The sequence below is a fragment of the Bythopirellula goksoeyrii genome, assembly GCF_008065115.1.
Lineage (GTDB): Bacteria > Planctomycetota > Planctomycetia > Pirellulales > Lacipirellulaceae > Bythopirellula > Bythopirellula goksoeyrii.
On sequence record NZ_CP042913.1, the window covers coordinates 3,551,750 to 3,577,031 of the forward strand.

Sequence of the window (25,282 nt, forward strand, 5' to 3'; positions counted from 1 at the left end):
CATGAGAGACTGGGCATTATTGGGCACGGTGTTGGCCCTTTTGTCACTGGCAACACTTGGCGGTCAATGGCTGAAACGACAAACAAGCATGGGACTCGACGGAAAGGCCGTTGATGCGTTTAATAGTCGCATTCAGGCTTGGTGGTTTTTTTCAATCGTGCTGGGAATCTCCTTTTTCCATCCCATCCTCACCGTCGTTCTATTTGGCATGCTAGCCTTTTGGGCATTGCGTGAATACATCACACTGACCCCCACCACGATGGGCGACCATCGAGCACTCTTTTGGGTATTCTTTTTGTTTACCCCTGCTCAGTTCGTTCTCGTAGGATTCAACATGTATTCGCTCTATAGCGTGCTGATCCCTGTGTATGCTTTTCTATTCATTGCAGCTCGGGCTGCCATCTCGGGTGACTACCATCGCTTTTTGGAACGCATCGCCAAGATTCAGTTCGGCCTGTTCGTTTGTGTCTACTGTTTGAGCTTTGTACCGGCTTTGTTGTTTCTTGAGTGTCAGAGTACCGAGGGAGATGAATCGGCAAGTGCTCGGCTCCTGTTCTTCTTCATCACGATGGTGCTCTTTTCTGAGTTGGCACAGTTCCTTTGCAGCCGGCTCTTTGGTAAGCATCTGATCACTGAAACCATCGATGAATCTCGCACCTGGGAAGGGGTCGTCGGGGGAGCAGCTGCAACGGCCTTGCTGGGGTCGCTGTTGTTCTGGGCCACACCTTTCAAATACCTCTGGCAAGTGGCCACCATGTCGATATTGATCTCAATGATGTCCTCGGCTGGTGCATTGACCATGGCAGCTATCCGGAAAGATCGAGGGGAAGTACGCTCAGGTACGCTTATCGAGGGTCATGGCGGCGTGTTGAGCCGAATTGATGCCATTTGTTTTGCGGCACCGGTGTTCTACCATCTCACGCTCGTGTTCTTTGGTAGGGCAGCCGGCTGAGGTTATCCGTTCGACCGCTCAATCAAGGAGCCACCGTCAGCCCTTTGGGCTCTCGAAACAAACAGCAGACAATACCTGAAATGGCCAGCACGGCGGCTAGCAGCGCAAACGTGGTTTCAATTCCTAGGTGAGTAACGCCAAATTCTGCCGAGCGTGGGCCGATCGTGGCCACAACCCAGGCCCCGCCCATCATTAAGCTGGAGGCGAAATTTGCCCGGTGTGGCAAGAGATGCTGAGCCAAAGCGACAGTGACGGGAATCATGGAAGCAAAGCCCACACCTGCCATCACGGCCAATACGTAACTCGCCTGAATACTTAGGTGAGGGAATAGTGCCAACACAGGGCAAAAGCACAAGGGAACCCATACGAGCGGCCATTTTTCACGGCCCGGTGCCACGAAAGTGCCTCCCATGAGGCCACCTATCGCCATACCGAGAATCATACAGGCGTTGAGATTCCCCACGATCGGTGCCGCCTGCTTTGCCACTGCTTCTGCACTCATAGAGGCATGTTCGAGAGAAATCACTTGCTCTGTCCAACGTACGAACAAGTATACGAGCGAGGTATTTATGCAATACCGCATAGCAGAGGCAGCGTACAACACGATGATGTTCGCCCAATTGCCGCGCAAAAGGCTCAAATCGGCAGTATGCCACTGGTGCTGCTTGATGGGAGGGAGTACCAAAAGCTTGCGATGCAAGAAGAAAGCAAGTATTAAGATTGGAGCAACCATCAACGGCAAGTTTCCGAATCCACCGGTGGTAGATAACCATCGTGGCCAAAGAATAGCTCCGAATACTCCTCCGATCATCCCTGCCACGAAGAAGATGCCCGTAGCTGAATTGCGGCGATGATAGTGAAGTTGGGCAACAGTAGTAGCTGCGATAGGATGGAATATACCCACACCGATCATTCCCAGGACATAGATTGTCGATAGGGCGATTGCATTCGTAGTGAGGCCTAGCATTGCAAAACCAATTCCTGCTACGGTAATTCCCACGACGGTTAAGACTCTCGTTCTCAGCCGGTCGCTTATCAGTGCACAGAGGGGTTGAGCAAGACCTGAAGTAAATGAGCCCAAACCCAAAAGCCAGGCGGCTTGTGAGTGGCTCAAACCGCTTCGAACTTCAATCAGACCTAGGCTCGATGGAAGCAATGTTGCCAGAGCATCGACCACAAAATGGGATGCTAACAGCAGGAGAAACACAACGCCCAACCGTTCGAGCAAGCTGGGGCGGTAGTCGACTTCAAGTACTGCTCCTTGACTCATGTTAATTCCATATCCTTCGTAGAATCGCCGCTTGGCGGCACACGGACCTATCCAAAAAAATGAGGCAGGTACTGATCAACAGTATCGCGGTTCAAACTTGGCGGGCAGTGCTCACCTTATGCCACGAACAGACCAAAAAACTCCATTAAGGGTTCACTAGGATGCTACCGTCACCATGGTTTTCCCATGGTTTTCGTCTGTACGCGACACAGGTACATGTCGGCAGTTAGATATAGCACCGATCCATCGTCGCCCCAGCAGCAATTCGCGGTTGCTTCACCCGTGTCGATTCTACCCAGCAGTTTTCCTTCAGGCGAAATAACGTGAACACCTCCGGGGCCGGTCGCGAATAAATTGCCTTGGGCGTCGATGGTCATTCCATCTGGCGAGCCTTTCCGCTTTCCATATTCACTACTGGCATCATAGAAGATTCGGCTATTGGTCAAAGTGCTGTCATCTTTCAAGTCGAAGGCCCGAATAATCGGAGCTTTCGAATCACTCTGAGCGACGTAGAGAGTCTTTTCGTCGGGAGAGAGGACAATGCCATTAGGTCGCGTCATTTCGTCGGTGAGAAGCGAAACTTTGCCGGTCTTTGCAATGCGAAAAACCCCACAGCCGCCGTAGCCATGTTTGTCGTCAGGTTCTCGATTCGGCAGGCCATAGGGAGGGTCGGTGAAATAGACATCTCCATTGGAGTGGCAAACAACATCATTGGGACTATTGAACCACTTTCCTTCCCAGTTGTCTGCGAGAGTTCGTTTCCCTTCACCCCAAACCATTACCGAGACGCGGCGATCACCGTGCTCACAGAACACTAGCTGACCATCGGGGTTGAGGGTGAGCCCATTACTGCCGGGCTCACTGCTGTAACTGCCCACTCCAGTGTAGCCTGAAGGCTTCATGTAGGTGGAGATTCCTTTACCTGGTTGCCACTTGAAGATCGTGTTCTGGGGGACATCTGAGAAAAGCAAGAACCCGCCATCGCGGGGAATCCAGACAGGACCTTCCGACCAATCAAAGCCTGAGGCCAACACCTCGATGCGAGAGTCAGAGGCGATAAGCTCGTCCAATAGAGGATCTACTCTGACAATCTCACCGATCGTGGGGAAGTTGGCAGATTCTTGGGCTGCAAGGTGTTGAGTCAGAATGACGGCCGAAAAGAAGTAGAAGGGTGCGATACGCATTGATTATTTCCTATATACGCGAGACGGGGCGTCCTCGCCCCCGGTATTTCGGGCCCGGGGACGGGCCGGCTCATGATATTGGTTAACGTGCTCTATTGAGAAACTTTTTCAAGTTTTCTCAGTAGCTGGAGTACATTCAGTGAAGCACATTATACGAATCGTATAATGATTCGCCACAACTTATTTTGGACTTGTAGTGGAGAATCTTAGAGGCAGGCTACTCAAACTTCAGGCATTTAATATGTGCCCTGGCCGCATCGGCCAATACGTCGCGGAACATCCGGTTCGGATCGCCAAATACGGCATTGCCGATCCCCCGATCAACCGAGCGAGTCGCGAGCAAAGTTTGCATCGGCGTCGGGGGGAAATAGAGTTCCATGTAGGTAAGCCGCATCCCTTCTCCCTTCACACGAAGCAGTCGCTCAAAATACTGTTTGGCGAGATTGTCGTCACGAGCCAGCACTGCACCTTTGATGGCTACGCGCAATTTATGCCACTTTGCAGGAGGTATTTCTCTTTTCCAAGCCATGACCTGAGCGTGCATCGCGTCGAGTTGACTTGCTGCAGCGCAGGCAATGTTTTCCTTAATCATTGGCAGCATGCAGCGAGTGAAACAACGTAGTTCTGCGGAACTGCAAATTCTCTGCTGCATAACCTGCTCAAGAAATCGTTTTGATTTGGTGAGAATATTTTTCTGGCGATCAAGATTGTCTCCGCTCAGATCAATCTCCATGAAGTTATTCTCGACTTTCACTAGTTTATCGTGATAGTCTCGCACTTGAATAAGTCGCTGGTCATCGATTTCACCAGTCCCTTCTGGCCCGAGTAATAGATAAATTGCCACGGGGATATGCGCAAAAGTCTTGAACGCGTTGTAATCCGAAAGAATCACTTGAGCGGCAGTCTCGGTATCGTCGTTGATCAAGACGATTTGCCCGTCTCGGAGGAGGATGATGGGGCCGCCCGATTCAAGGTCCAGTTTGTTGGCAACTGTGTGGGCAGCGATGAATGCACCGTCGAGTTCGGCAAGTGGAGTACTCTTCTCCTGGCCGTACTCTGTGGAATATATTGGGAGTGCGAACAATACGACTACTATGCCTGAAAAGAAAGTTTGTCTCATCTTCATCTCACCGGTAAGATTGTGTGCATGGAGTATTGTTACGAGACCATAATACGACTGCTGAAGCAAGTCGCCACACTTAACTTTGACAAACATCTCATAGCAGTAAGGAACGAGATATGAACACGCAAAAACAAGCGACCCCCGACCATCCCATTCACGAATTGCTCACAAAACGCTGGAGTCCATATGCATTTGCTGAGCGCCCAGTTACCAATGAAGACTTGCGTTCGCTATTCGAAGCGGCGCGCTGGGCCCCTTCGTCCTACAATGAGCAGCCTTGGAGCTACATCGTGGCGAAAAAGGAAGACAAAGAAGCTTTCCAACAAATGCTCTCATGTCTAGTCGAAGGGAACCAGGAATGGGCCCAAGCTGCACCCGCACTCGCCTTGGGCTGCACGAGTCTGAAGTTCTCTCGCAATGACAAGCCTAACGCCGCAGCCCTCCACGATCTTGGTCTCGCAAGTGCCAACCTTACTTTCGAGGCAACAGCACGGGACATGTTCGTTCATCAGATGATCGGCATTCTGCCAGACAAGGCCAGAGAATTGTACGACATCCCGGAAGATGTGCAGCCTCTGACAGGGCTAGCCATCGGCTATGCAGCTGAACCGGACAATCTCAGTGAGAAGTACAAAGAGCGTGACACAACGGCAAGAGAGCGCAAGCCATTGTCTGAGTTTATCTTTAGTGATTCGTGGGGAACTGCATCAGAGTTAGCAAAGAACAGGTGACCATAATCCGTCTCGGACAACCTATGCGATCCTCAATGCCGCCCGCACTTGCTGAATTGCTTCTTCGACTTTACAGGATCGATCGGCTACTGAAATGCTGGTGCCTTGACTGACCATCTTGTCGATGCGGCGCTGCGCGGAGATCACCGTACTATGGCTGCGGCGTCCGAAGTATTCGCTGATCTCACCCAAGGCGGAGCGAGTGAGGCTACATGCCAGCCACATGGCCAACATTCTTGGCTCAGCCACGGTACGCGATTTGCTTTTCGATTTGAGACTGCTTGGTTCGACTTGGAACACCTTGCAAACGGCTTGCTGGATGTCCGCGAGTCTTACCGAGGGGGTAATCTGTTGCATGTATTCGGCAAGAACGGTACGAGCAAGGTCCGCCGTCAGTGGCTTGCCCCAAGCCTCGCTGGTGACAATCAGGCGATTGATCGCACCACGCAGTTGACGGGCGCTGCCAGCGATCTGATTTGCGATGAGTGAAGCGACTTCGCCGTCGATTGACATGCCAATTACCGGGTGCATCTGAGCGAGAAACTGTCTGACGAGTTCCAGCCGCGTGGCGTAGTCGGGTAGTTCGATTGGAATGGCCAACCCTCCCGAAATCTTGGTCACCAGTTCAGGACTCACCTTTTGCAGCTCCGCAGGCGTGCCTGCACAGGACAGCACGACTTGTTTGCCGCGTTCTTGTAACGAGTCGATTGTGATTAGCAGTTCTTCGAGAGTAGCGCGCTTGCCGACAAGGAATTGGATATCGTCGATCAGCAGGACGTCGACAGAACGGTACTTATGGCGGAAACTCGGAGAAGTGCGACCATTGAGTGCTTCGAGAAACTCGCTCGTGAACTGCTCGGCAGTAAGTCGAATCGCCCGAATTCGGGGGGTGGTGCTCCGCACTTCTTGCACAATCGCATGCTGGAGGTGAGTCTTGCCAACACCTGCAGGGCCATAAAGCAACAGAGGCCCATAGTGTCCCAAGCGGCCGGCAACGGTTTTCGCCGTGCGGAGGGCCAGTTCATTGCAGGGACCCGTGACAAACCCCGAGAAGGTTGATTTTGAGGGTTTCGAGTAAGTTGGTTTACGACGATTTTGTGAACCACTTATCGTCGCAACTGAGGGGATGCAATTCGGATTGGCCGCAACTGGTGACTGGGAAAGATCTGCTCGGTCACTGTTTGTCTTTAGACCTTCCTCGAACAATTGTTGTTGCATGTGAATCGGCTGATCGCATGTCGACTCTACTGGTGGCGCAGGTCGCACAAAGTATTCGACGGCGAATTCTTTGCCTGCGATCAAGGAGCCTCCCTCCACTAGATGCGAATGCAGTCGGCGGCGCAAAAACTGCACTTCGAACGCAGTTGGACAACCAACTTGAAGTGTATCGGCAGCAAACTCGAACGTCGTCTGGGTGCCTATCCAGAGATCGTATCGTTCTTTGCCTAGTCGATTCACCAAATCGGTGCGCAACGCGGACAGCCTGTCCGAATCTTCCATGATCACTTCCTGTTTGGCTCTATTGCCCAATGAGAACCACGAACACGACGAATATCTTCGCTAACTCAACCTCGAAGAGATTCCTACTATTACCGGAGGTGAGTGCGACGGCATGTTTCCTCCCACGCGAAGGGGTGATTTTATGGGTGCTAGCACTCGGCGAGAAGGACTTGACATTGATTTCAAAGTTGTCCAACTGAGGATTGTTAAGGAACTGCGAGAATTTGCTTGGTTTGGACACTTTGTCGTGTCAAAAAAAATTTGGGAAGAACCTCGTCCCGTGTGGATAATCTGTTCGCCGCAAATGAGTTTTGCGTGGACGACCAAAAGTGCCTTAGAGAAACACAAAGAATCGGCAGAATCCACGTCACTTACGGCAAACACCTTTGTCGAAATAGATACCCACTAAATAATGGGTCGCAAGAACATTTGTTCACGCTAGTTGGCAATCATGTGGATCAAGGCCACCGGCAGATACAAAGATTTGAAGCACGAACGACTAGGCCACTATATCCCGAATTGGCTCCACATGTTCGACGCCGACTAGTTTTTGATCGAGTCCGTTGTAGAAATAGCTGAGTCGATTGGGATCAAAGCCGAGTTGGCTTAGCACGGTGGCGTGCAAGCGCTTGACGTGCATTTCGTGCTCAATGGCACGACTTCCGAGTTCATCGGTCTGGCCGACTGATACGCCTCCCCGGATACCGCCGCCTGCCATCCACATCGTAAAGCCTGCCGAGTTGTGGTCGCGACCGGTGCCTTTGGAATACTCTGCAGTGGGCTGGCGACCGAACTCTCCCCCCCAAACTACCAAGGTCTCTTCTAGAAGGCCACGCTGCTTAAGATCGGCAAGGAGGGCGGCGATGGGCTGGTCAGTCGCTCCTGCATGCTTGTTGTGATTGAGCACCAAGTCGCCATGGGCATCCCAGTTGTGGTCGTTATGTGAACCCCCCGAGTACAACTGGATGAAGCGTACACCTCGTTCGACAAGTCGCCTGGCAAGTAGGCAGCGTGTACCGAAGTCGTTTGTCGTCTGTTTGCCAACGCCGTAGAGATCGAGCGTCGCTTGGGTCTCATCAGCGAGGTTGACCGCCTCGGGGGCCGAAACTTGCATGTCGTAGGCTAATTCGTAGCTGGCAATCCGGGCAGCCAATTCGCTGTTGTCCGCGCGAAGAGCCAGATGCTTCCCGTTGGCACTAGAAATTGCATCTAGGAGATCGCGTTCTAGCTCCCGCGTCATTCCGCGGGGCGACTGAAGATCAAGAATTGGTGCCCCTGCGGTGCGAAAAACAGTCCCCTGATAGGTCGCTGGCATGTAGCCATTCGACCAGTTCTTTGCGCCAGAGATTGGTCCGCCAGAGGGATCAAGCATCACAACAAATCCGGGGAGGTTGCTGTTTTCGCTTCCCAGTCCGTAATTCACCCAAGACCCCAGGCAGGGGCTCCCCGATTGGAGTTTGCCTGAATTCATCATCAACATCGCTGAGCCATGGATAGGCGATTCGGCAGTCATCGAGTGTAGGAATGCGATGTCATCAACGTGGTGGGCAAGGTGAGGGAATAGATCGCTAACCCATTTGCCGCACTCGCCATATTGACGGAATTTCCAGCGAGGCTCGACGATACGTCCCGAGTTCTTATGCCCCCCGCGGCCATGCGTTTTGACGGCGACCGTTTTGCCATCCATGCCGATCATACTTGGTTTGTAGTCGAACGTGTCGATGTGACTTGGTCCGCCATACATGAACAGGAAGATTATGCTCTTGGCTTTGGCGGCACTAGGAGCAGGTCTCTGTGAGAGCGTAGATGCGTCGGCGCTGGAGAAGAATCCGTCTTTCGAAAGCAATCCAGCTAGGGCTGTTGCCCCGAAGCCAGCGCCGGCCTGCCAAAGGAATTCGCGACGAGTGCGACCGCAGAAGTTGTGTTGAGGGGGCATGAGTGTTTTCTTGGGTTCGTAGATCAACCTCGCTAGGCCGCAAGCAGCTAGTCAAGGTAGATAAATTCGTTGAGGTTCAGTAGTGTGAGGCAATAGTAGCGGAGTGCTTCGTTGGCATCCTGTTTATGTTCGTTTTGTATCAGGTTAATCAGTTCTATGCCGTCTTGAATCTCCTCGATAGTTGCCTCGCGGCCAAGTACCAATTCGACCGCGTGAGCCACCTGCCTCTTTGATTCCGTGCCCGCTTCGCTCTGAACTCGAAGGGCTAAGTCGCCCGCCGATTCATGCAGAAACTCACTATGGAGCAATGCGAATGCCTGGGCTGGTTGCGTGGTATTGAAGCGCGCTTCACAACTGGAGTCGGGATCAGGTAGGTCAAACGCGGTCAAGAGGGGCAATAGAAGCGAACGTTTGACATGAACATAAATACTTCGCCGCGATCGCTCCTGAGCATTCGACTCGCCCCAATTCAAGCCAGGTTGTGATTGGGTCGCCAGAACTTCTTGAGAAAGTTGCGGATAAACACTCGGTCCATGAAGTGAGTCGTTCAGTTTACCACTGACGGACAACACCGAATCGCGGATTTCCTCGGCACTCAACCGTCGCATATCAAACCTCCAGAAGAGATTGTTTTCAGGATCTGCAGCAAGAGACTCAGGGTCTGCCTTAGACGACATGCGGTAGGTATTCGAAGTGAGAATCAAACGATGCAGCGGCTTAAGTTGCCAATTGTGATCTATCAAATAAGTCGCCAAGTAATCCAGTAATTCGGGATGGGTAGGTGGAATCCCGAGTTGGCCAAAGTTGTTTGGCGATCGAACGATGCCTCGACTAAAGTGATGTTGCCACACGCGATTGGCAACAACCCGGCTAGTGAGTGGGTTATCTGGCGAGATGATCCAGTTGGCGAGTATTCTGCGGCGTCCTGCCGAGCCGGACTGGTCATTGGATGTTGGGATCTTGGGCTCATAGCCACCAAAGATTTCGGGGAAATGTGGCACAACGACATTACCCAGCACATGCGGATTACCTCGTTGGTGAATACGCATCACTGGAGGTGAAGGGTCCGTGCGAGCCAGGGCAAGGACGGCGTTATCGGGTCCAAGCTTTTCCAGCTTCTTCGCCAATGCTTCAATTTTAGCGATGGTCCTATTGTAATCTTGCTCTTCTTGCCCTTTAAAGTGGGTTCTTAAATGTTCGCGAAGTACTTCTTCTCGTTTCTCTGATTCAGTTAATTGCTGGATCGCCCCCGACATCCGTTGGATTGCTCGTTCCTCCAATTGGATTTTGGAGTCTTCTAGCTTTCGCTTGCTTTCTCTGAGAGTATCTCGCTGTTTGCGTATCTTTGGCGGTGCGACGCTCCATTGATTATTCGTCTGTTGATCAGCTCGAGTACCATAAGTGGTTACGTCCGCCATGAAAGCCATTAAGCCATAATAGTCTGCCTGCGGAAAAGGATCGATTTTGTGGTCGTGGCAACGAGCACAGCCGACCGTCAGACCTAGGAAAGCTTGCCCGGTAGTTGAAACGATGTCGTCCATCTCGTCGGCTAATGCCTGTACGGGATCGGCCGGTTCATCATCCCAGAGGCCGAGTCGATAGTATCCCGTGGCAGTCATCGTTTCATCGGTGACATTTGGTAGCTCATCGCCAGCGAGTTGTTCGAGGACAAATTGGTCATAAGGTTTGTCGTCATTAAGAGACTTAATGACGTAGTCGCGATATTTCCAAGCGTTTGGCTTGGGATTGTCGCGTTCGAAGCTGTTTGACTCGGCATAGCGGACTACGTCGAGCCAATGACGAGCCCACCGCTCGCCATAGTGAGGCGAGGTAAGCAGCTCATCCACCAGTCGTTCATATGCATCCGGTCGAGAGTCGGCGAGAAACTTGGCGAGTTGTTTGGGAGTCGGCGGCAGGCCGATGAGATCGTAGTAGATTCGTCTGGCAAGGACTCGCTTCGAAGCTGGCTGCGCAGGTTGTAGTCCGGCAGATTCCAGCCTCCGAAGAATGAAGCGATCAATGTCATTGCGGACCCAGCCAATCTGCGTCACTTCCGGAGGAGTCGGCTGAGAGATCGGCACGAAAGCCCAATGTTTTTCCCAATTCGCGCCCTCATCAATCCATTGGCGAATCGCAGCGACTTCCTCCAACGAAAGAGGTTTTCCCTCGGGTGGCATCCGTTCTGAATCGTCGTTCGACGAAATACGCCGGAAAAGTTCGCTCGCATCTGCGTCGCCTGGAACAATCGCCTGCAATCCTGAATCGATTTCACCAAATGCCGCTTGAGCTTCGTGCAGCGCGAGACCTGACTCGGCAGTTTCCGGTCCGTGGCAGGCGAAACACCTACGTGCAAGGATCGGTTTTACATCGTGGGAAAACTCTATTGAGCTTTGAGTCTCCTTAGATCGTGCCCAGGCGACATGGAGAAAAATCCCGGTCAAGGCAATGGCCAGAGTGAGCGCAGACGAGACTTTGTGATGAGAAATCATAGTCCTTCTATCATAGCTAATTACGGAAGGGCATCCAAGAATTAGCTCACAAAACAGGAGGTTTCCAGCCAATCGTCTGGCTACATAATTCCCTAATCTGCGACTCTGGCATAGACAGTGCGGCGATCCCATGCCGTGAAACCAGCGCGGCGGTACATTGCCTGTGCGGGGTTGTTCTGCGTGTCGACGGCCAATACCAAGCGTTCTGCTTGAGTGTTAGCCGCGCAGCGGATGGCATGATGAAGGATATGCTCACCAAAAGCTCGGCCGCGCACCCTAGGGGCGACTCCCATATAAACTAGCTCGAGTACCTTGCCGTCATTGTGGTCTGCAAGAATTAGTACGCCAATGTCCGTGCGATCTGACTGAACCAGGAACCAGTTTTCGCCTTTGTACTCCCCCTGTGCCCGATAGCTGGCAACCACGTCTTCGGGATCTCGCAAGTCGTTGAGTTGTGGGCAATCGAGCGTCTCCTCGTAACTTTGCAGAATAACGTCATGCAAACGTGTTGGATGTTTTGCAGCATCTGGTTCGAAGTGCAAAGTGCTTGCAGGCCACTTAGGATCAGCTTGAGGCTGCTCCAGGGAGAGGTAGTCTAGTTCTACCAGTCGGTGGAAGTCGGCCAGGGCAAGTGCTTCGATATCTACCTCTGCCGACGAACCGATGACCATCTGTGCTAGAGGAACTTGCCATTCGTTGAGGATGCCATCCACGAATCGCATCAATTCCGAGGCTGCAGGCGAAGTGAAATCAGGAGGCCAAAGGATTGCCGTGTTGCCAGGTGCTGGTTGCACCCAGGTGGCTGCGAGTATTTGGTCTTGCTCCTTCGCAATGATCAAATTCTCCAATGCGATCGCATCTTGCCTGCGCAGTTGCTCGAGAGTGGCAACCAGGGCATCTTGTTGATCCGCAGAAATTCCATGGTGAAGGCAACGCAGAGCTTCCTGACTCTCGGCAAGTGGACAACGGTAGATTTCAATCTGACTCATGGACTCAGCATAAAACATTCTGCTGTTGACGTTTAGCTCAGCTTGAGACTATCACTATTTCACAGTCAATCGACCTTCCGAGCAATTCCGAAGTTTGCAGTACAGGGCCGATTGGCCCAGAGTGATTGATTCCCCAGGGGCACTCGGCTCTCATTCCCTTCCAAAGAAAACCCACGACTCTTCAACATGGAAATCAACTTTACTAGGGGCTTCTCCCAATCGAGAATTGTCAGATTCCTCGAAGGCCTTCACTTTCTTGAGCGGTGGAAACAGGTTTTGTCCGACTGGCAACAGGGTAAGAATCTTAAGATAAATAGCATAGCCGGGTGTTCCGCAGTGGCATTTCTCGCATGCTTTGCACTGTCAATTGGGACCGCGTCGGCAGCAGAATTGTCTCCCGAAAAGGTCAAGTCGGCTCTTTCCGGACTGGAAAAAGTTGTCAACCAGACTCGGCAAAAGACCGGGGTACCTGGCATTGCGATTGCCGTTGTCCACCAGGACGAAGTGGTTTATCTCAAGGGCTTTGGTGTCCGGCAGTCGGGTCATCCGAGTTCGGTCAATGCCGATACGGTTTTTCAACTCGCTTCGGTCTCCAAACCAATTGCCACGACGGTGCTCGCTGCAATGGTCGGCGAGGGATTTATTGACTGGGACGACCGTGTAATCGACTTCGATCCAGGCTTTCGATTGCGCGACCCCTGGGTAACACGAGAAGTAACGTTTCGGGACCTGCTGTGCCACCGTAGCGGCCTGCCGGACCACGCAGGGGACCTGCTGGAAGACCTCGGCTACGGGCAGGCTGAAGTGTTTCGCAGATTGCGATACCTAGATACTGCTAATAACTTTCGCTCTCAATATGCGTACACGAATTTCGGATTCTCTGAAGCGGGAGTGGCTGTGGCACGGGCAGCCGGTACGACCTGGGAAGATCTTTGTGCGGACAAGCTCTATCGTCCCCTTGGCCTGAACTCCACTAGCTCTCGGTTTGCAGACTTTGAGTCAGCTGAGAACCGGGCATTACTGCACGTCCGCGTCGATGGCAAATGGGTCGCGAAGCACGTCCGCGATCCCGACGCGCAATCACCAGCAGGTGGGGTAAGTTCCACGGTCCGAGATATGGCCCAGTGGATGAGACTGCAACTTGCCGAGGGCCAGTTTGATGGCAAGCAAATAGTCGCAGCCGCGGCCCTGGATGAGACACATCGCCCCCAGATTGTCAGTCGGCCACCACAGAACCCGGCTACGGATCGGGCTGGCTGGTATGCGCTCGGCTGGAATGTTAGCTACAACGACGGAGGCCGGATTATGTTGGGGCACTCAGGAGCCTTCGATATGGGGGCAGCGACCGTCGTCAATTTACTGCCGGCTGAAAACCTCGGGATCGTTGTCCTGACAAACGCCGCTCCGATCGGTGCGGCCGAAGCGATCGCTGCGAGTTATCTCGATCTGGTGCAGACTGGCAAGGTCGAGAGAGACTGGCTGAAGTTTTTTACCGGCCTGATTGAATCTACGGCCGAACCGGCTACCGACTATTCACAGAGACCCACCGAAGAGTCTCCTCCTCTGTCCGCGGAGTCCTATGTGGGTACATATCGCAATTCTTACTTCGGTGAAATTGAGGTTTCTAACCGTAAGGGTGCACTACAACTGAGCATGGGCCCGAAGCAGACTCTGTTCCCTTTACGTCATCGGGACCGCGACGTTTTTATCTATAAGCCCGCGGGAGAAATGGCAAGCGGGTTAAGTGCGGTGACTTTCCGAATCGGGACAAATCTCCAAGCTACTACTGTCACCGTGGAAAACCTTGATATCAATGGCCTAGGAACGTTTTCACGCTCTCCCTCCGAGAAGTGAACAAGCAGCAAAGTAAGCATCCCAGCGTCAGAAGACATTCTGCAGTGCCTCTATTACCCTAAATCGCTAATACCTCTCGAGGGTATCCAGGTTCTTGATCTGTTCCTCTGGCACCCGACTGCGTGGGAAGAATCGATTGAAAGACTCCTGGAGTTCCTTCTTGGCAGCCAGTTGCTCTGCTGCAGTTTCTTCGTGGGCCTTCTTGGCTGCTTCTTCGGCCGTTAGCTGTGGTTCGGTCGGAGTATTTACCTCCGGAAGCGGTGCTTGCTGGACCGGAAGCGGCGTCATCGCACCGGGAGGCTGCAATTGAAAATCAACGGCAAAACTATTGTGGGGCGAACTCGACCAAAGGACTGCAGAAGGCTTGGTTCTAAGTTCGCTTATGACGCCGCGGTCACTCTTGGTTTGGAACAACTGCTCCCCTGCTACTATATTGTATTGCGGCTGGAGTCCATAACGACGTACGGCCAGCATCACCAACTGGGTAGTGTCACCCGTGTTCCCTTTAAACGTGATTTTTTGCACCCGCCCGGAAGGATCGAAGAAATAGGTCAACGAACCAGCGATATCCGTGAGTTGGGTTCCAGTAACCAGCGGAATCCTAACTCCGTACAATCCTAATTCGGAGAGGGCGGTCGACTTGCGTGCCCAATGTTGATAAACCCATTCTTTGGTCACATCAAAACGAAATACCTGATCGAGTGAGATGCTTTCGATTCCTTCCAGAGGGGTCTCGATCGGATAGAGTTCGGAACCTGGCCCTTGTGGTGAAGGATTGCTTTTTCGGTTTCGTGCTGTTCCTGTTAGCTCACTATCGGTGTTTACCTCAGAACTCGTTTGCGTGGCTTCCCACAAATCGGCAATACTCTTGGTGCCGTTGGATTGAACATAGGGAATGGCGACAGCGGCCCCGAGCAGCACGGGGATTCCTAAGACGCGGGAGAACATCGCGGTCGGACCTCAAATGGGAACTACTTTGTTGGCAAAGATGACTTGACTCTGGAATGGAATCCGTTCCCATAAGTATTTATCGACACAAATTGTGCCGTGCTTCCCGGCGAGCGAGTCCTGCCATCCAGCTTGCTTGACGGGAGTTGTGCGAGTTTTCCTAGGAATCGGTTTTATCAGCGTGAATAGCATCTACAGGCGATCTGTACTCCAAATCATGGCCTCTATTGATTCGATGAGGAAAAGTTGACTGAATTTTCCGATTATCACTGGTTGGTTAGCGATGAGGCACGTCCATGGATCACAACGGCAGCCGAGTCCGACCTGCCGTCGCATCGGCTTGTCGAAAACTTGCGTAGGTCGCTCTCCACAGAGCGTGTTCGGCTGGTTGTCGAGCAAGTAGGCTTGCGCGAAAAAGCCTCCGAAAAGTTTGGCTCGCTTGCCAGGCAGATGTTTTTTACGGACCGTGCCCTTCAGCAGGCGACGGATCTTTCCATCGCCAGACACAAAGCACAGAGGTTCTCCGAAGGGGGCGAGATCGTCGATTACTGCTGCGGTATTGGTGGCGATATGTTAGCTCTTGCCGAGCGAGGATCGGTTGTCGGTGTGGACCGGGATCCTATCATGGCGATTCTAGCGGATGCGAATCTCCGCGTCTGGAAACTAGACAAGTCGGCATCTATGAAAACTGCAACGTCTGAAGAGTGTCCGCCAACAATCGGCTCTCGATGGCATCTCGATCCCGACCGCCGCGTGGATGGCCGCCGCTCGACACACCCAGAGTTCCATTCTCCCAGTGAGAGTACGATTGATAGCTGGCTGGAAGCCTCGCCTCATGGGGCGATAAAGTTTGCTCCTGCTGCCGTGTTATCACACAACTGGCAAGAGCAGGCTGAATTGGAATGGATCACTCGCGCGAGAAGTTGCCGGCAATTGGTGGCTTGGTTTGGTGAATTGGCAGAATCCCCTGGTATGAGACGGGCTACAGTCATTCAAAATCAAGGCTTGGAGTTCCAGACGGCATCGTTTGTCGGTGATCCCCTTTGTGAGGCACCGCTGGCGGAAAGCATCTCTGATTATGTTTTCGACACCGATCCCTCTATTCGAGCTTCAAGATTGACCGGTGCGTTGGCGGTGGAGCTAGGATGTGAGGCTCTGTTTCCTGGGGAAGCCTATCTGACAGCGAATCATGCCGGCAATTCTCCGCTGACGAGCTGTTTTAAAGTGATCGATGCCTTGCCTTTCAGAGTGCCGAAACTGGCCAAATATTTGCAATCGCTGGGTATTGGAGAGTTGGAGATCAAGACGAGGGGTGTTTCGACGAGCCCCGAGGAACTTCGGAAGCGACTTAAGTTGGTCGGCGACCGGAACACGACGTTACTCGTCACACGGCAACGAAAGAAAGAAATCGCAATTTTGGCTGAGAGATACGAAGCGACAGGGGTAACAGACGGGCATGTCTCTGAGTAGAATTTACTGCTGATTTTCAGAATGAACGTTATTTCTGTTACTAGCCCTCGCTGGAAGGCGGGGGGGTGTTACAGATTGCAAGCCCCCCTTTCGGCGAGGGCTACTCGGGGAAATTCAAACGGAGTCTCTTGTGAAGCTTGCTTTTAGTTCCAATGCCTACATGCAGTTTTCGATTGAGGAGACGATCCGTCGCATTGCGGCAATTGGATATCGTGGCATCGAATTGCTGGCAGATGTTCCTCATGCCTGGCCTGCAGGGCTACTTCCAGAACGCCGGGAGGCGATTCGACAGGCACTTTCTGACCAGGGCCTTACGATTTCCAACATTAACGCATTTATGATGAATGCCGTCGCGGACCCTCGTCAGCCCTATTGGCATCCGGGCTGGACAGATCCCGATCCCCATTATCGTGCTATCCGGCGGGAGCATACCAAGCGAGCTCTGCAGTTGGCGGCTGACTTGGGAGCACCGCATATCACGACCGAGCCTGGGGGCTTGCTTACGGACGATCAAACTCGACAGGGGGCGGCTGATATTTTTTACGAGGAGTTGATGCCATGTGTGGAGGAGGCAAGCAAACTCGACGTGGGACTCTTGATCGAGCCGGAACCGGAACTGTTTATTGAACGGTTTGATGAATATCTGGAGTTTGTCGAACGTGTGGATGCCCCGATCGTCGGACTGAATTTCGATGTGGGGCATGCCTACTGTGTGAGCGAAGAGCCCCAAGATTGGGTGCCAAAGATGGCGGAGCATACTCGCCATTATCACTTCGAAGACATCGCCCCTACTCGCGTGCATCAACATTTGATTCCTGGACATGGGGCCATCGATTTCCCTGAGACACTCAAGGCTATTGCCCAATCAGGTTACTCGGGTTGGCTCACCGTGGAACTTTACCCTTACATTGACTCCCCAGATGAAGCGGCGAGTGCGGCCCATGCCTTCTTAAGCGAGACGATGCAATCCCTTGGCTTGGCGGAGCCAGTTCTTTAATGTCGCGCGCTGGGATCGATTGGCGTGCGTGGTGGCAGTTGTTGCGGGCGGCCAATGTGTTTACCGCGATGTCAAACGTCATCGCGGGATTTTTGCTCGTGCAGCGCGATTGGCAGCCACTGGGGCCACTACTGTTGCTGATTCTCTCTTCGGTTTGTCTTTACGAAGCGGGGATGGTACTCAATGATGTGTTTGATGCCGAGTTGGATGCCGTCGAGCGTCCGGAGCGACCGATTCCCTCGGGGCGAATCAGCAAAGAGAATGCCTATTGGGTTGGTTTGGTATTGCTTGGGGGAGGAAACATCGCAGCACTTTTCGCCAGTGTAACGATTGGCCAATATCTACCGATTATGTTCGCTATTGCATTGTCTTGGAAAATCTGGAGTTACAATGCGTGGGAGAAATCGACAAGTTGGGGGCCCTTGGCCATGAGTACTTGCAGGGGACTCAATGTACTCTTGGGTGCCAGTATTGCAACTTCGCTTGTTGGAGGAGTAATCATGGCGGGTTTCTTGGTGGGAGGAGTCTGCTTCCACACGTACGGTCTGACACTAATCTCTCGCAGCGAAGCAGGTTCGCTTAAACATATCGAACTAACTACAGGTATCGGAGTGGTCATTGCGGGCCTTGCATGGATTGCAGCTTTGCCGTTCACAATTGGGGATTTAGGAATTCCAGTTGTCGCATGGTTTGGGGTTTGTATTTTGCTGCTAATCATTGAACTCTTGCTCGCACGTCAACTGTTGACCAATCCGAGTCAAAGTTGCATTCGTCAAACTGTCGGGACACTGATCTTGATGTTTATCCCTTTAGATGCGGCGGCAAGTGCATTGGCGGCAGGGTGGTCAGCGGGATTCTGTGTTTTATTGCTACTCCTGCCGGTTCGCTTGCTTAGCCGTTGGACTGGTCAGACTTGAGTGTACAATCGACTCGGTGAGATGAGAGAACACGGGCGGAGATTCTCAGAATGTACCTTGGATACAACACAAATGGATTGGCACACCATAGCTTGCCTGCGGCAATCGAACTGTTAGCAGAGATTGGGTACCGGAGTGTGGCCATCACGCTGGATCATGCCGCACTGAATCCCTACGATCCCCATTTTGAATCCGAACTCCGTGAGATAAGCGACTTGCTGGTAGAACACAACTTGCGATCGACGATCGAAACAGGGGCCCGATTCCTCTTAGATCCTCGTCATAAGCATCAACCGACGTTGCTTTGCTCGAAAGGGGAGGGGAGACCACTACGTGTTGAATTCTTGCGCCATGCGGTCGATATTGCAGCAGCGCTCCGAAGCGACTGCGTCTCGCTTTGGTCGGGTGTATTGCCTGTGGGAGACACTGCGGCGGACGGCATGGCACATCTGGCGGAGAGTTTGCATCCGGTACTCGACTATGCAGGACGGCATGGAGTGCGGCTAGGGTTTGAACCAGAGCCTGATATGTTGATCGACAGGATGGACCGATATGCAGAGCTTCTCACCTTGATTGATTCGCCGTTCATGAAGCTCACCCTCGACGTAGGGCATGTCCATTGCCTGGAAGAGAACTCCATTCCAGATGTCATTGCTGAGTGGCACGAGCGAATCGTCAATATACACATCGAAGACATGCACCGTGGAGTGCATGAGCACCTGATGTTTGGCGAGGGTGAAATAGATTTCCCGTCGGTTGTCGCCGCATTAAAGGAAGTTGAGTATGATGGCCCCCTGCATGTGGAACTGAGTCGCCATAGCCATCTGGGCCCTACTGCCGCAAGACAAGCGTATGATTTCCTCAACCCCCTGATCGATAACCATGCCTGAATACGTCGTTTTACTTTCCGTGCCGGGTCTACGTAGAAAAGACTTAGAACACATGCCTCGCCTTCGCGCACTCACCGAGGGTGGAGATTGTGCAGAATTGGTGCCGAGTTTCCCCGGGGTAACATGCTGTGTCCAAGCGAATATGACGACAGGCCTGCCGCCGAATGAACATGGCGTAGTGGCCAATGGCTTCTATTTTCGCGACAAAGAAGAATGTGAAATGTGGATTGCGCCCAATAGCTGTATTCAGCGGCCACAACTCTGGGACATCATGCATGGGCACGACTCGCGACTTACAGCGGCAGCTTGGTTTCCGCTGCACAGCGTTGGCTGTGGTGCCGACGTCGTTTGCTGGCCGGCGCCGAAACATAATCCCGATGGGAGCGAATCCCTCTGGTGCTATTCCAAGCCCGAGCCGCTTTATACAGAGCTACTGGAAAGACATGGGCATTTTCCTCTACAGCACTTTTGGGGGCCTTTTGCTAACATTAAATCAACCCAGTGGGTTGTCACCACGGCAATCGAGGCCGCCGAGAAGTTTCGACCAAACTTGTTTTATGCCTATCTCGCGCATCTGGACTATGCGGCTCAGAAAGAAGGCCCTGACAGCCCGGCCGCGGTGCGAGCATTGGGCGATTTGGATTCCGAGATCGGTCGGCTTGACGAAGGGTTTGCAAGAGCCTATCAGGGGAGTGAGCCGCTGTGGCTGGTGGCTAGCGAATACGTGATCACACCGGTTGAGCACGTGTCCTATCCCAATCGAATGCTGAGGGAGGCAGGTCTCCTCACAGTTGGGCTCGAAGAAGGCCGCGAGCAGCTCGACTTTGGGGCAAGTAGGGCATGGGCTTTGGTCGATCATCAGTTTTCGCATGTATTTGTTAAGGATCATGATCCGCAGGTCTGCCGCAAGGTGTTTGATCTGCTGAGCAATTGCGATGGCATTGCCGACGTGCTAAGCCATGATGAGCTAGAGAAAGTTGATCTTAAACATCCGCTCTCTGGTGATCTGGTAGTCATCTCCGAACCAAACAGTTGGCAAGCATACTATTGGTGGCTGGACGATTGTCTTGCACCAGGTTTTGCTCGCGCGGTCGATATTCACCGCAAACCGGGTTACGATCCTGTCGAAATGTTTTGGGATCCCAATGCCAAAGGTATCCCTCTGGACGCGAGCCTAGTAAAGGGCAGCCATGGTGCGCCGGCAAAAACTGCCGAGCAGCGAGGGGTGTTGCTTTCGTCTCAACGAGGCGTTTTCGTCGAACGACCTCTGGCAGATACCGACGTGGCAGACGTCGTTCTGCGTCAATTTGGCATCTAAGCTAGCACTGCATGGCTAAGCCTTGCGGATTGGGAAAGCTATTTCAGCTGTGCTGCTTGGACCGAATCTTCACTCGGCACCCTTCCGATACCTCTAAACAGAAGTGCTTCCCCACAGCGCTCTGATAAAGACCCCTTCTTGACCCTCGCCGGGATCCTGCCATGAAACACACACTTGTTTGCTCGATTTGTTTTGCCTTGTTGCTCTCTTCTTCTGCTCTGGCGGCACGACCCGTTGTGCCAGGTACGGGAGCGCGAATCGACTATGTTGGAGACGATTTCGAAGACACTGAGTGGAGCTTTGTCCACAGGTTTCCAAAAAGTTCCCGCGAGCAAGATCAACAATTACGCTCGCCAACTGGTTATTCGACGAATGGTCGGTGGGTGGAAGGCCCAGAACGAGGACAGCCAGATCACATGCAGATCGTGCCGACTCCGACAGGTGGTCTTCCAGGTAGCAAGCATGCACTTTTGTTGCGCACTTTGAATTCCGGCATCCCGGGTTACAACACCTTCGAGACAGAGCAAGACGACTTTGTCGCGAATAGTCTGGCCCGAATCGGTGGGGTTCCCGTAAGTGAGATTCCCAGTGCAGTTGCTCGAATCTATTTGCCACCAGTTGACGAGTGGGAAAATCGTACCGGACCCCATTTTGGCTTCCGTTTGAGCACTCAGACCACAACGACTGAGACAAAGCGAGCAGGGCTGTTCGGATCGCGTACCGTCACTGAGGCAGAACCCTATTGGCCCGGTCTGTGGATTCATTTTCGCAGCGAAGGAAGCAAAGGAGCTAAAGAGGATTCCGCCTTCTTGACCTACCGCGGTGATACGCGTGGCAACGATGTGCGATGCAAGGAGATTCCCGTGGAAGAGTTTGGCTGGTGGACTATGGGCATGTCGGTGACACCCGATGGTATGATTCATTACTATGCCAAACCAGGCGTTGAAGACCTTACTCAGGCAGATTATATCACGTCGCAATTCCCCTACGGATTCTCTGCACAGCGATTCCGCACGTTCTTTTTCAATTCGTGCAATCGCAGTGATGGCAAGACCTGGTCGACACCTTTCTTGATCGATGATCCTGCCTTGTACGTGGTGAATTCGTCGCGGATTGAGAATCTTGTGGAGCGGAAGATCCAACGCGACATCCGCAATGCTGAGCGTCGCGCCAAGATGAAAGAGCAGACTGCCAATCGGTCGAATAAATCTTCGAATCGGTAGTTAAGAACCGAGGACTTCCCCGGACGGCTACCACAAGTAATATCAGCAGGGTGGTTTGAAATCGAAACCGCGGCTTTGGCCGAAGAAATTGACTGGGTTGTCGTAGACGATCCTACGAATGAGCTCCTCGCTATGACCGCGGCGCCGCATTTCTAAAATAAAGTCGGGGACTGCGGTCGGTTTGGACGGGCCCCAGTCCCCGGCAGAGTTTACCAAGAGTCGTTCGGGACCGTAGATTTCGACCATGTCCACAGCTCGGGCCGGTGTGCATTTGCTTACCGGGTAGAGCGTCATCCCCGCCCAAAAGCCGTTTTCCAGCACGGGGCGGATCGTATGTTCTTCGACATGATCGACTAGCACACGCTGCCGATTGATGCGACTATCCCCCATGAGCATGTCCAGAATCATGCGGGTACCTTGATACTTGTCTTCCAGATGAGGCGTATGGATCAGGATCTGCTCATCGGTCCTCATGGCTAGATCGATGTGCTCTAGAAACACGACTGCTTCGTTGCGGGTGTTTTTATTCAGTCCGATCTCTCCAATACCTAGCACGCCTGGAGAATCGAGAAACTTGGGGATCATGGCGATCACTTCGCGTGAGAGTTCAACATTTTCGGCTTCTTTCGCATTGATGCATAGCCAAGTGAAATGCTGAATGCCGTAGCTGGCTGCTCGGCAGGATTCGAAATCCGTAAGCTGGCGAAAATAATCGCGAAAACCGTCGACGCTACCTCGATCGTACCCTGCCCAAAAGGCGGGTTCACTCAGGGCAATGCATCCCATTTTGGCAAGCGTTTCGTAGTCGTCCGTGGTTCGGGAAACCATGTGAATATGGGGATCGATGTAGTACACGCTGCTTCTTATGGGGAGAGTTAGGAATCGGTTGATTGGACTGAGAATTGTCTAACGCTTGGGCATGTGTAGCGTATCAGACCAGTTTTCATCGTAGGGGCGGCTAAACAACAATTGGATTCGCGCTGCTCGGTCGCTTTGATCGTCCAAAAGCATTTCCAGAGCTGATCGAAGCTGTTTCACACGTGGGTCGCTCGATAGCCGCTCATCGCCTCGGGCAACACGATCCAGAGTCGCGGCGATTTCGAGGATTTTCGCTCGGGTGGGAAGGTATTCCTGCTCCAAGAGAGTCTCGGCTGACATATTCTCAGGCATTTAGAAGTTATTCCTGCACGTTTAAAGACCTATAAGGAGTGACGAATTTCCTGTGCCAGCGGCAGCATTATCCGCATCATATCAATTTTGACGGTGTCAGGTGCGATGGCAACCCTTCAGTCTAGCCAAATGAGTTTGGAATAGCTATTTTCAGCACCACTTTTTGCTCGGCCCTTCTTCCCGGGCCAGAGTGCAACCTACTCTTTTGTTAGCTAAAACCGTCTCTTGGCACAACTCCGAATACCTCACTACGGTTACCACCGCATTGAGAAGAATCGACATGAAATCCCCTCTTGAATTAACTTTTGAAGTCCTAGCCAACAGTCGCAACGAGTCGGCCAATGAGGTGCTTCTCACGGCATTTCAATGGGAAAATGGACCGCTGTTTATCGAGTCACTCAAGACGATTCTGGCTCGTCGCAACAAGGAAGCGCATACGGCAGTTCTGCAGCGCTGGCACGAATTGGGTGAGCCCGAGCGACAATTGATACTTAAGTCGCATAGCAGAATATCGGGGGCCCTTCGTGATGCGATACTGAGTGAGGATTCATTGCTGTTCACAAACGCCTGTCAAGTCGTTGAACATATTGAAGATTATGACCTCGTTCCTAACCTGGTAGCTCTCTCCGAACATACAACGAGTCCTCACGCCAAAGAGGCCGCTGCTCTCGTACTGCGACTGACGGAAAGGCTGAGCGCACTACTAAAGAAAACTAAAAAGCAAAACGAGACTCGTGATCCGCGCGTATATCGCAAGAGCGTCCTCGAATGCCTTAAGCGAAGTTTGGAACGCTATCGCTATCACAAGAGGCCAGAGCTATTGGAAGCGTTTTCGCAGATTTGCGAATCCAATGACGAGTTCCTCCTCACGATCCTCGACGACCCGCATCACCCGTGCTTCAAAGACATGTCGCATGCATTTGCGTCAAGCGCCAACTCCGCGGTCATCGACTTGCTATTGAAGATGCTTCAAGGCGAAAAGGTTCCGGCAACCATCTTGAGCATCGTCTCCTATCGTACCGACCGCAAATTCATTTGCCGAATGCTTGAGTATTGCGATCAAGCGAAGTCAACACCTCTCTCTCGAAGTCTCAAGAGGCTGCGGAGCCTTTCGTGGCTTAATGTCCCTTCGAATCGCCTTTCGACGTTTTGCGAAGCAGACCAAGTACTGTGTGTCCATATGCTCAGCGCTTCTGGCGTTTCCCCGGATGCAGTACTCGATTCACTCGAGGAGCTACTGCTCGCGGGCGAGCCAGCAGGACGAGCAGCTGCTTGCGAGGCCCTTGCGGAGTTTCCAGGCGACCATACCAATCATTTGATTCTGCAAGCTGTCTACGACACTTCGCCCCCGGTGCAGGCTGCTGCCACGCGGCAATTGCGAGACCGGCACATACCTGGCACGATGCCGTTGCTTTCAGATCTGCTCGATGGACCCCATGAAGAAGTTCGCAACGCGGCGCGCGAGGCATTGGCTGAATTCTCCTTCGAGAACTTCGTCAAGAATTACGATAACTTGAGCGAAGAAGCCCGCCAGACTACGGGAAGTTTTGTGCAAAGAGTCGATGAGGAATATCTCGCGCTGTTGAAGAATGAACTCTCTGCCCAAGGGGTCAAGCCCCGACTACGGGCGATCGAAATCGCACAGCTCTTGGAGGTGGTACCGTTTGTTGTGGACGACTTGCTAACGCTGCTCACTGACAATGACCACGTTGTACGTGCCGCAGCGGCAGAGGCGCTCAAGTATTGGCCGGTACCCGAGGTGCAGGCAGCACTTGAGATAGCTGCCCTCGACCGCAGCGGAACCGTGCAGAATGCTGCAAGAAATAGCCTAGCCGTGTTTGGCAGTTTTGAGCAGCCCACATCACCAGATCTGGTGGAGGCGCGACAATGATTGAAACACTTGCTACCGTCGGCTTGTTCGCTCAGTTCTCTAAATGGGAGCGCCTTGGTGATGGTTTCCGCCGGTCAGGTCCGCCTATGGAACTAGCGGACTTTGTCCCGTATGTGGCAGGGCTCTTACTGGTTGTGGGCTTAGTCGCTGCCTTCGTCGCCTATCGCCGACGAAATGACCTGGAAAGGCCATGTACGGATTCGCAGAAGCTGTTTCGCGAACTCTGTCAGGCCCATCAGTTGGACCAGGGCACTCAAAAGTTGCTGAGTAAGTTGGCAGTTGCATTTCAATTGGCTCAGCCTGCCGAGGTGTTTGTTTCACCTCGCGTGTTTTCCCCGGATCAATTGCCGGAGCATTTGCGAGCCGAAGCCGCTCGAATTGTGGAACTTCGCGAGCGGTTGTTTTAGATGACCGTCAGCCGCGTAGCGGC

General features: G+C 52.7%; 21 protein-coding genes. 11 read left to right on the forward strand and 10 right to left on the reverse strand.

Features of this window, described 5'->3' with window-relative positions; all coding sequences use genetic code 11:
• Position 1 precedes the first annotated feature (1 nt).
• Complete coding sequence (locus Pr1d_RS14130; protein ID WP_148074138.1) at positions 2-952, forward strand: phosphatidate cytidylyltransferase; 951 nt, start codon at positions 2-4, stop codon at positions 950-952.
• A gap of 22 nt (positions 953-974) precedes the next feature.
• Here the strand turns inward: Pr1d_RS14130 and Pr1d_RS14135 are convergent, their stop codons facing one another.
• The 3 genes from Pr1d_RS14135 to Pr1d_RS14145 all read right to left on the reverse strand — a co-directional run bounded on the left by Pr1d_RS14135 (position 975) and on the right by Pr1d_RS14145 (position 4,526).
• Complete coding sequence (locus Pr1d_RS14135; protein ID WP_148074139.1) at positions 975-2,222, reverse strand: MFS transporter; 1,248 nt, start codon at positions 2,220-2,222, stop codon at positions 975-977.
• Positions 2,223-2,392: 170 nt separating this feature from the next.
• Positions 2,393-3,406 carry an SMP-30/gluconolactonase/LRE family protein gene (locus Pr1d_RS14140; protein ID WP_148074140.1) on the reverse strand — a complete coding sequence of 338 codons (1,014 nt, stop codon included), beginning with the start codon at positions 3,404-3,406 and terminating at the stop codon, positions 2,393-2,395.
• Between the two features lie 217 nt (positions 3,407-3,623).
• Complete coding sequence (locus Pr1d_RS14145; RefSeq protein WP_148074141.1) at positions 3,624-4,526, reverse strand: hypothetical protein; 903 nt, start codon at positions 4,524-4,526, stop codon at positions 3,624-3,626.
• Between the two features lie 119 nt (positions 4,527-4,645).
• Between Pr1d_RS14145 and Pr1d_RS14150 the strand changes: the two genes are divergently transcribed.
• Positions 4,646-5,260, forward strand: a complete 615-nt coding sequence (locus Pr1d_RS14150; protein ID WP_148074142.1) for a nitroreductase family protein — start codon at positions 4,646-4,648, stop codon at positions 5,258-5,260.
• Between the two features lie 21 nt (positions 5,261-5,281).
• Here the strand turns inward: Pr1d_RS14150 and Pr1d_RS14155 are convergent, their stop codons facing one another.
• From Pr1d_RS14155 to Pr1d_RS14170, 4 genes are all read right to left on the reverse strand, one after another.
• Positions 5,282-6,760, reverse strand: coding sequence for a DnaA ATPase domain-containing protein (locus Pr1d_RS14155; RefSeq protein ID WP_148074143.1), 1,479 nt, complete (start codon positions 6,758-6,760; stop codon positions 5,282-5,284).
• A gap of 499 nt (positions 6,761-7,259) precedes the next feature.
• A complete protein-coding gene (locus Pr1d_RS14160) occupies positions 7,260-8,696 on the reverse strand; it encodes a DUF1501 domain-containing protein (RefSeq protein WP_148074144.1) in 1,437 nt (478 codons plus the stop codon).
• 47 nt (positions 8,697-8,743) lie between these two features.
• The gene (locus tag Pr1d_RS14165; protein ID WP_148074145.1) at positions 8,744-11,185 is read right to left on the reverse strand and encodes a PSD1 and planctomycete cytochrome C domain-containing protein; all 2,442 of its coding nucleotides are present in this window, start codon (positions 11,183-11,185) and stop codon (positions 8,744-8,746) included.
• 92 nt (positions 11,186-11,277) lie between these two features.
• A complete protein-coding gene (locus Pr1d_RS14170; protein WP_168205230.1) occupies positions 11,278-12,174 on the reverse strand; it encodes a GNAT family N-acetyltransferase in 897 nt (298 codons plus the stop codon).
• Positions 12,175-12,510: 336 nt separating this feature from the next.
• Between Pr1d_RS14170 and Pr1d_RS14175 the strand changes: the two genes are divergently transcribed.
• Positions 12,511-14,028, forward strand: coding sequence for a serine hydrolase (locus Pr1d_RS14175; protein ID WP_210417710.1), 1,518 nt, complete (start codon positions 12,511-12,513; stop codon positions 14,026-14,028).
• Between the two features lie 66 nt (positions 14,029-14,094).
• On the opposite strand, the gene Pr1d_RS14180 is transcribed toward Pr1d_RS14175, so the two are convergent.
• Complete coding sequence (locus tag Pr1d_RS14180; RefSeq protein ID WP_148074148.1) at positions 14,095-14,976, reverse strand: DUF6690 family protein; 882 nt, start codon at positions 14,974-14,976, stop codon at positions 14,095-14,097.
• Between the two features lie 246 nt (positions 14,977-15,222).
• On the opposite strand from Pr1d_RS14180, the gene Pr1d_RS14185 reads away from it, so the two are divergent.
• The 6 genes from Pr1d_RS14185 to Pr1d_RS14210 all read left to right on the forward strand — a co-directional run bounded on the left by Pr1d_RS14185 (position 15,223) and on the right by Pr1d_RS14210 (position 21,791).
• Positions 15,223-16,446, forward strand: a complete 1,224-nt coding sequence (locus tag Pr1d_RS14185) for a class I SAM-dependent methyltransferase (RefSeq protein WP_148074149.1) — start codon at positions 15,223-15,225, stop codon at positions 16,444-16,446.
• A gap of 130 nt (positions 16,447-16,576) precedes the next feature.
• A complete protein-coding gene (locus tag Pr1d_RS14190; protein WP_148074150.1) occupies positions 16,577-17,443 on the forward strand; it encodes a sugar phosphate isomerase/epimerase family protein in 867 nt (288 codons plus the stop codon).
• Positions 17,443-18,360 (forward strand): UbiA family prenyltransferase, encoded by a 918-nt coding sequence (locus tag Pr1d_RS14195; RefSeq protein ID WP_148074151.1) that lies wholly within the window; start codon positions 17,443-17,445, stop codon positions 18,358-18,360. The genes Pr1d_RS14190 and Pr1d_RS14195 overlap by 1 nt, the downstream gene beginning before the upstream one ends.
• Before the next feature lie 50 nt (positions 18,361-18,410).
• Positions 18,411-19,250 (forward strand): sugar phosphate isomerase/epimerase family protein, encoded by an 840-nt coding sequence (locus Pr1d_RS14200; RefSeq protein WP_148074152.1) that lies wholly within the window; start codon positions 18,411-18,413, stop codon positions 19,248-19,250.
• A complete protein-coding gene (locus tag Pr1d_RS14205; RefSeq protein WP_148074153.1) occupies positions 19,243-20,568 on the forward strand; it encodes an alkaline phosphatase family protein in 1,326 nt (441 codons plus the stop codon). Before Pr1d_RS14200 ends, Pr1d_RS14205 begins: the two co-directional genes overlap by 8 nt.
• A 161-nt stretch (positions 20,569-20,729) precedes the next feature.
• A complete protein-coding gene (locus Pr1d_RS14210; RefSeq protein WP_210417711.1) occupies positions 20,730-21,791 on the forward strand; it encodes a hypothetical protein in 1,062 nt (353 codons plus the stop codon).
• 42 nt (positions 21,792-21,833) lie between these two features.
• Here Pr1d_RS14210 and Pr1d_RS14215 read toward each other — a convergent pair whose 3' ends face one another.
• Entirely contained in the window at positions 21,834-22,646 is an 813-nt protein-coding gene (locus tag Pr1d_RS14215; RefSeq protein WP_148074154.1) for a TatD family hydrolase, read from the reverse strand.
• 51 nt (positions 22,647-22,697) lie between these two features.
• A complete protein-coding gene (locus Pr1d_RS14220; protein WP_238476502.1) occupies positions 22,698-22,961 on the reverse strand; it encodes a hypothetical protein in 264 nt (87 codons plus the stop codon).
• Between the two features lie 280 nt (positions 22,962-23,241).
• On the opposite strand from Pr1d_RS14220, the gene Pr1d_RS14225 reads away from it, so the two are divergent.
• Together Pr1d_RS14225 and Pr1d_RS14230 are read left to right on the forward strand one after the other, a co-directional pair.
• Positions 23,242-24,852 carry a HEAT repeat domain-containing protein gene (locus Pr1d_RS14225; protein ID WP_148074155.1) on the forward strand — a complete coding sequence of 537 codons (1,611 nt, stop codon included), beginning with the start codon at positions 23,242-23,244 and terminating at the stop codon, positions 24,850-24,852.
• Entirely contained in the window at positions 24,849-25,259 is a 411-nt protein-coding gene (locus Pr1d_RS14230) for a hypothetical protein (protein ID WP_148074156.1), read from the forward strand. Before Pr1d_RS14225 ends, Pr1d_RS14230 begins: the two co-directional genes overlap by 4 nt.
• Positions 25,260-25,282 lie beyond the last annotated feature (23 nt).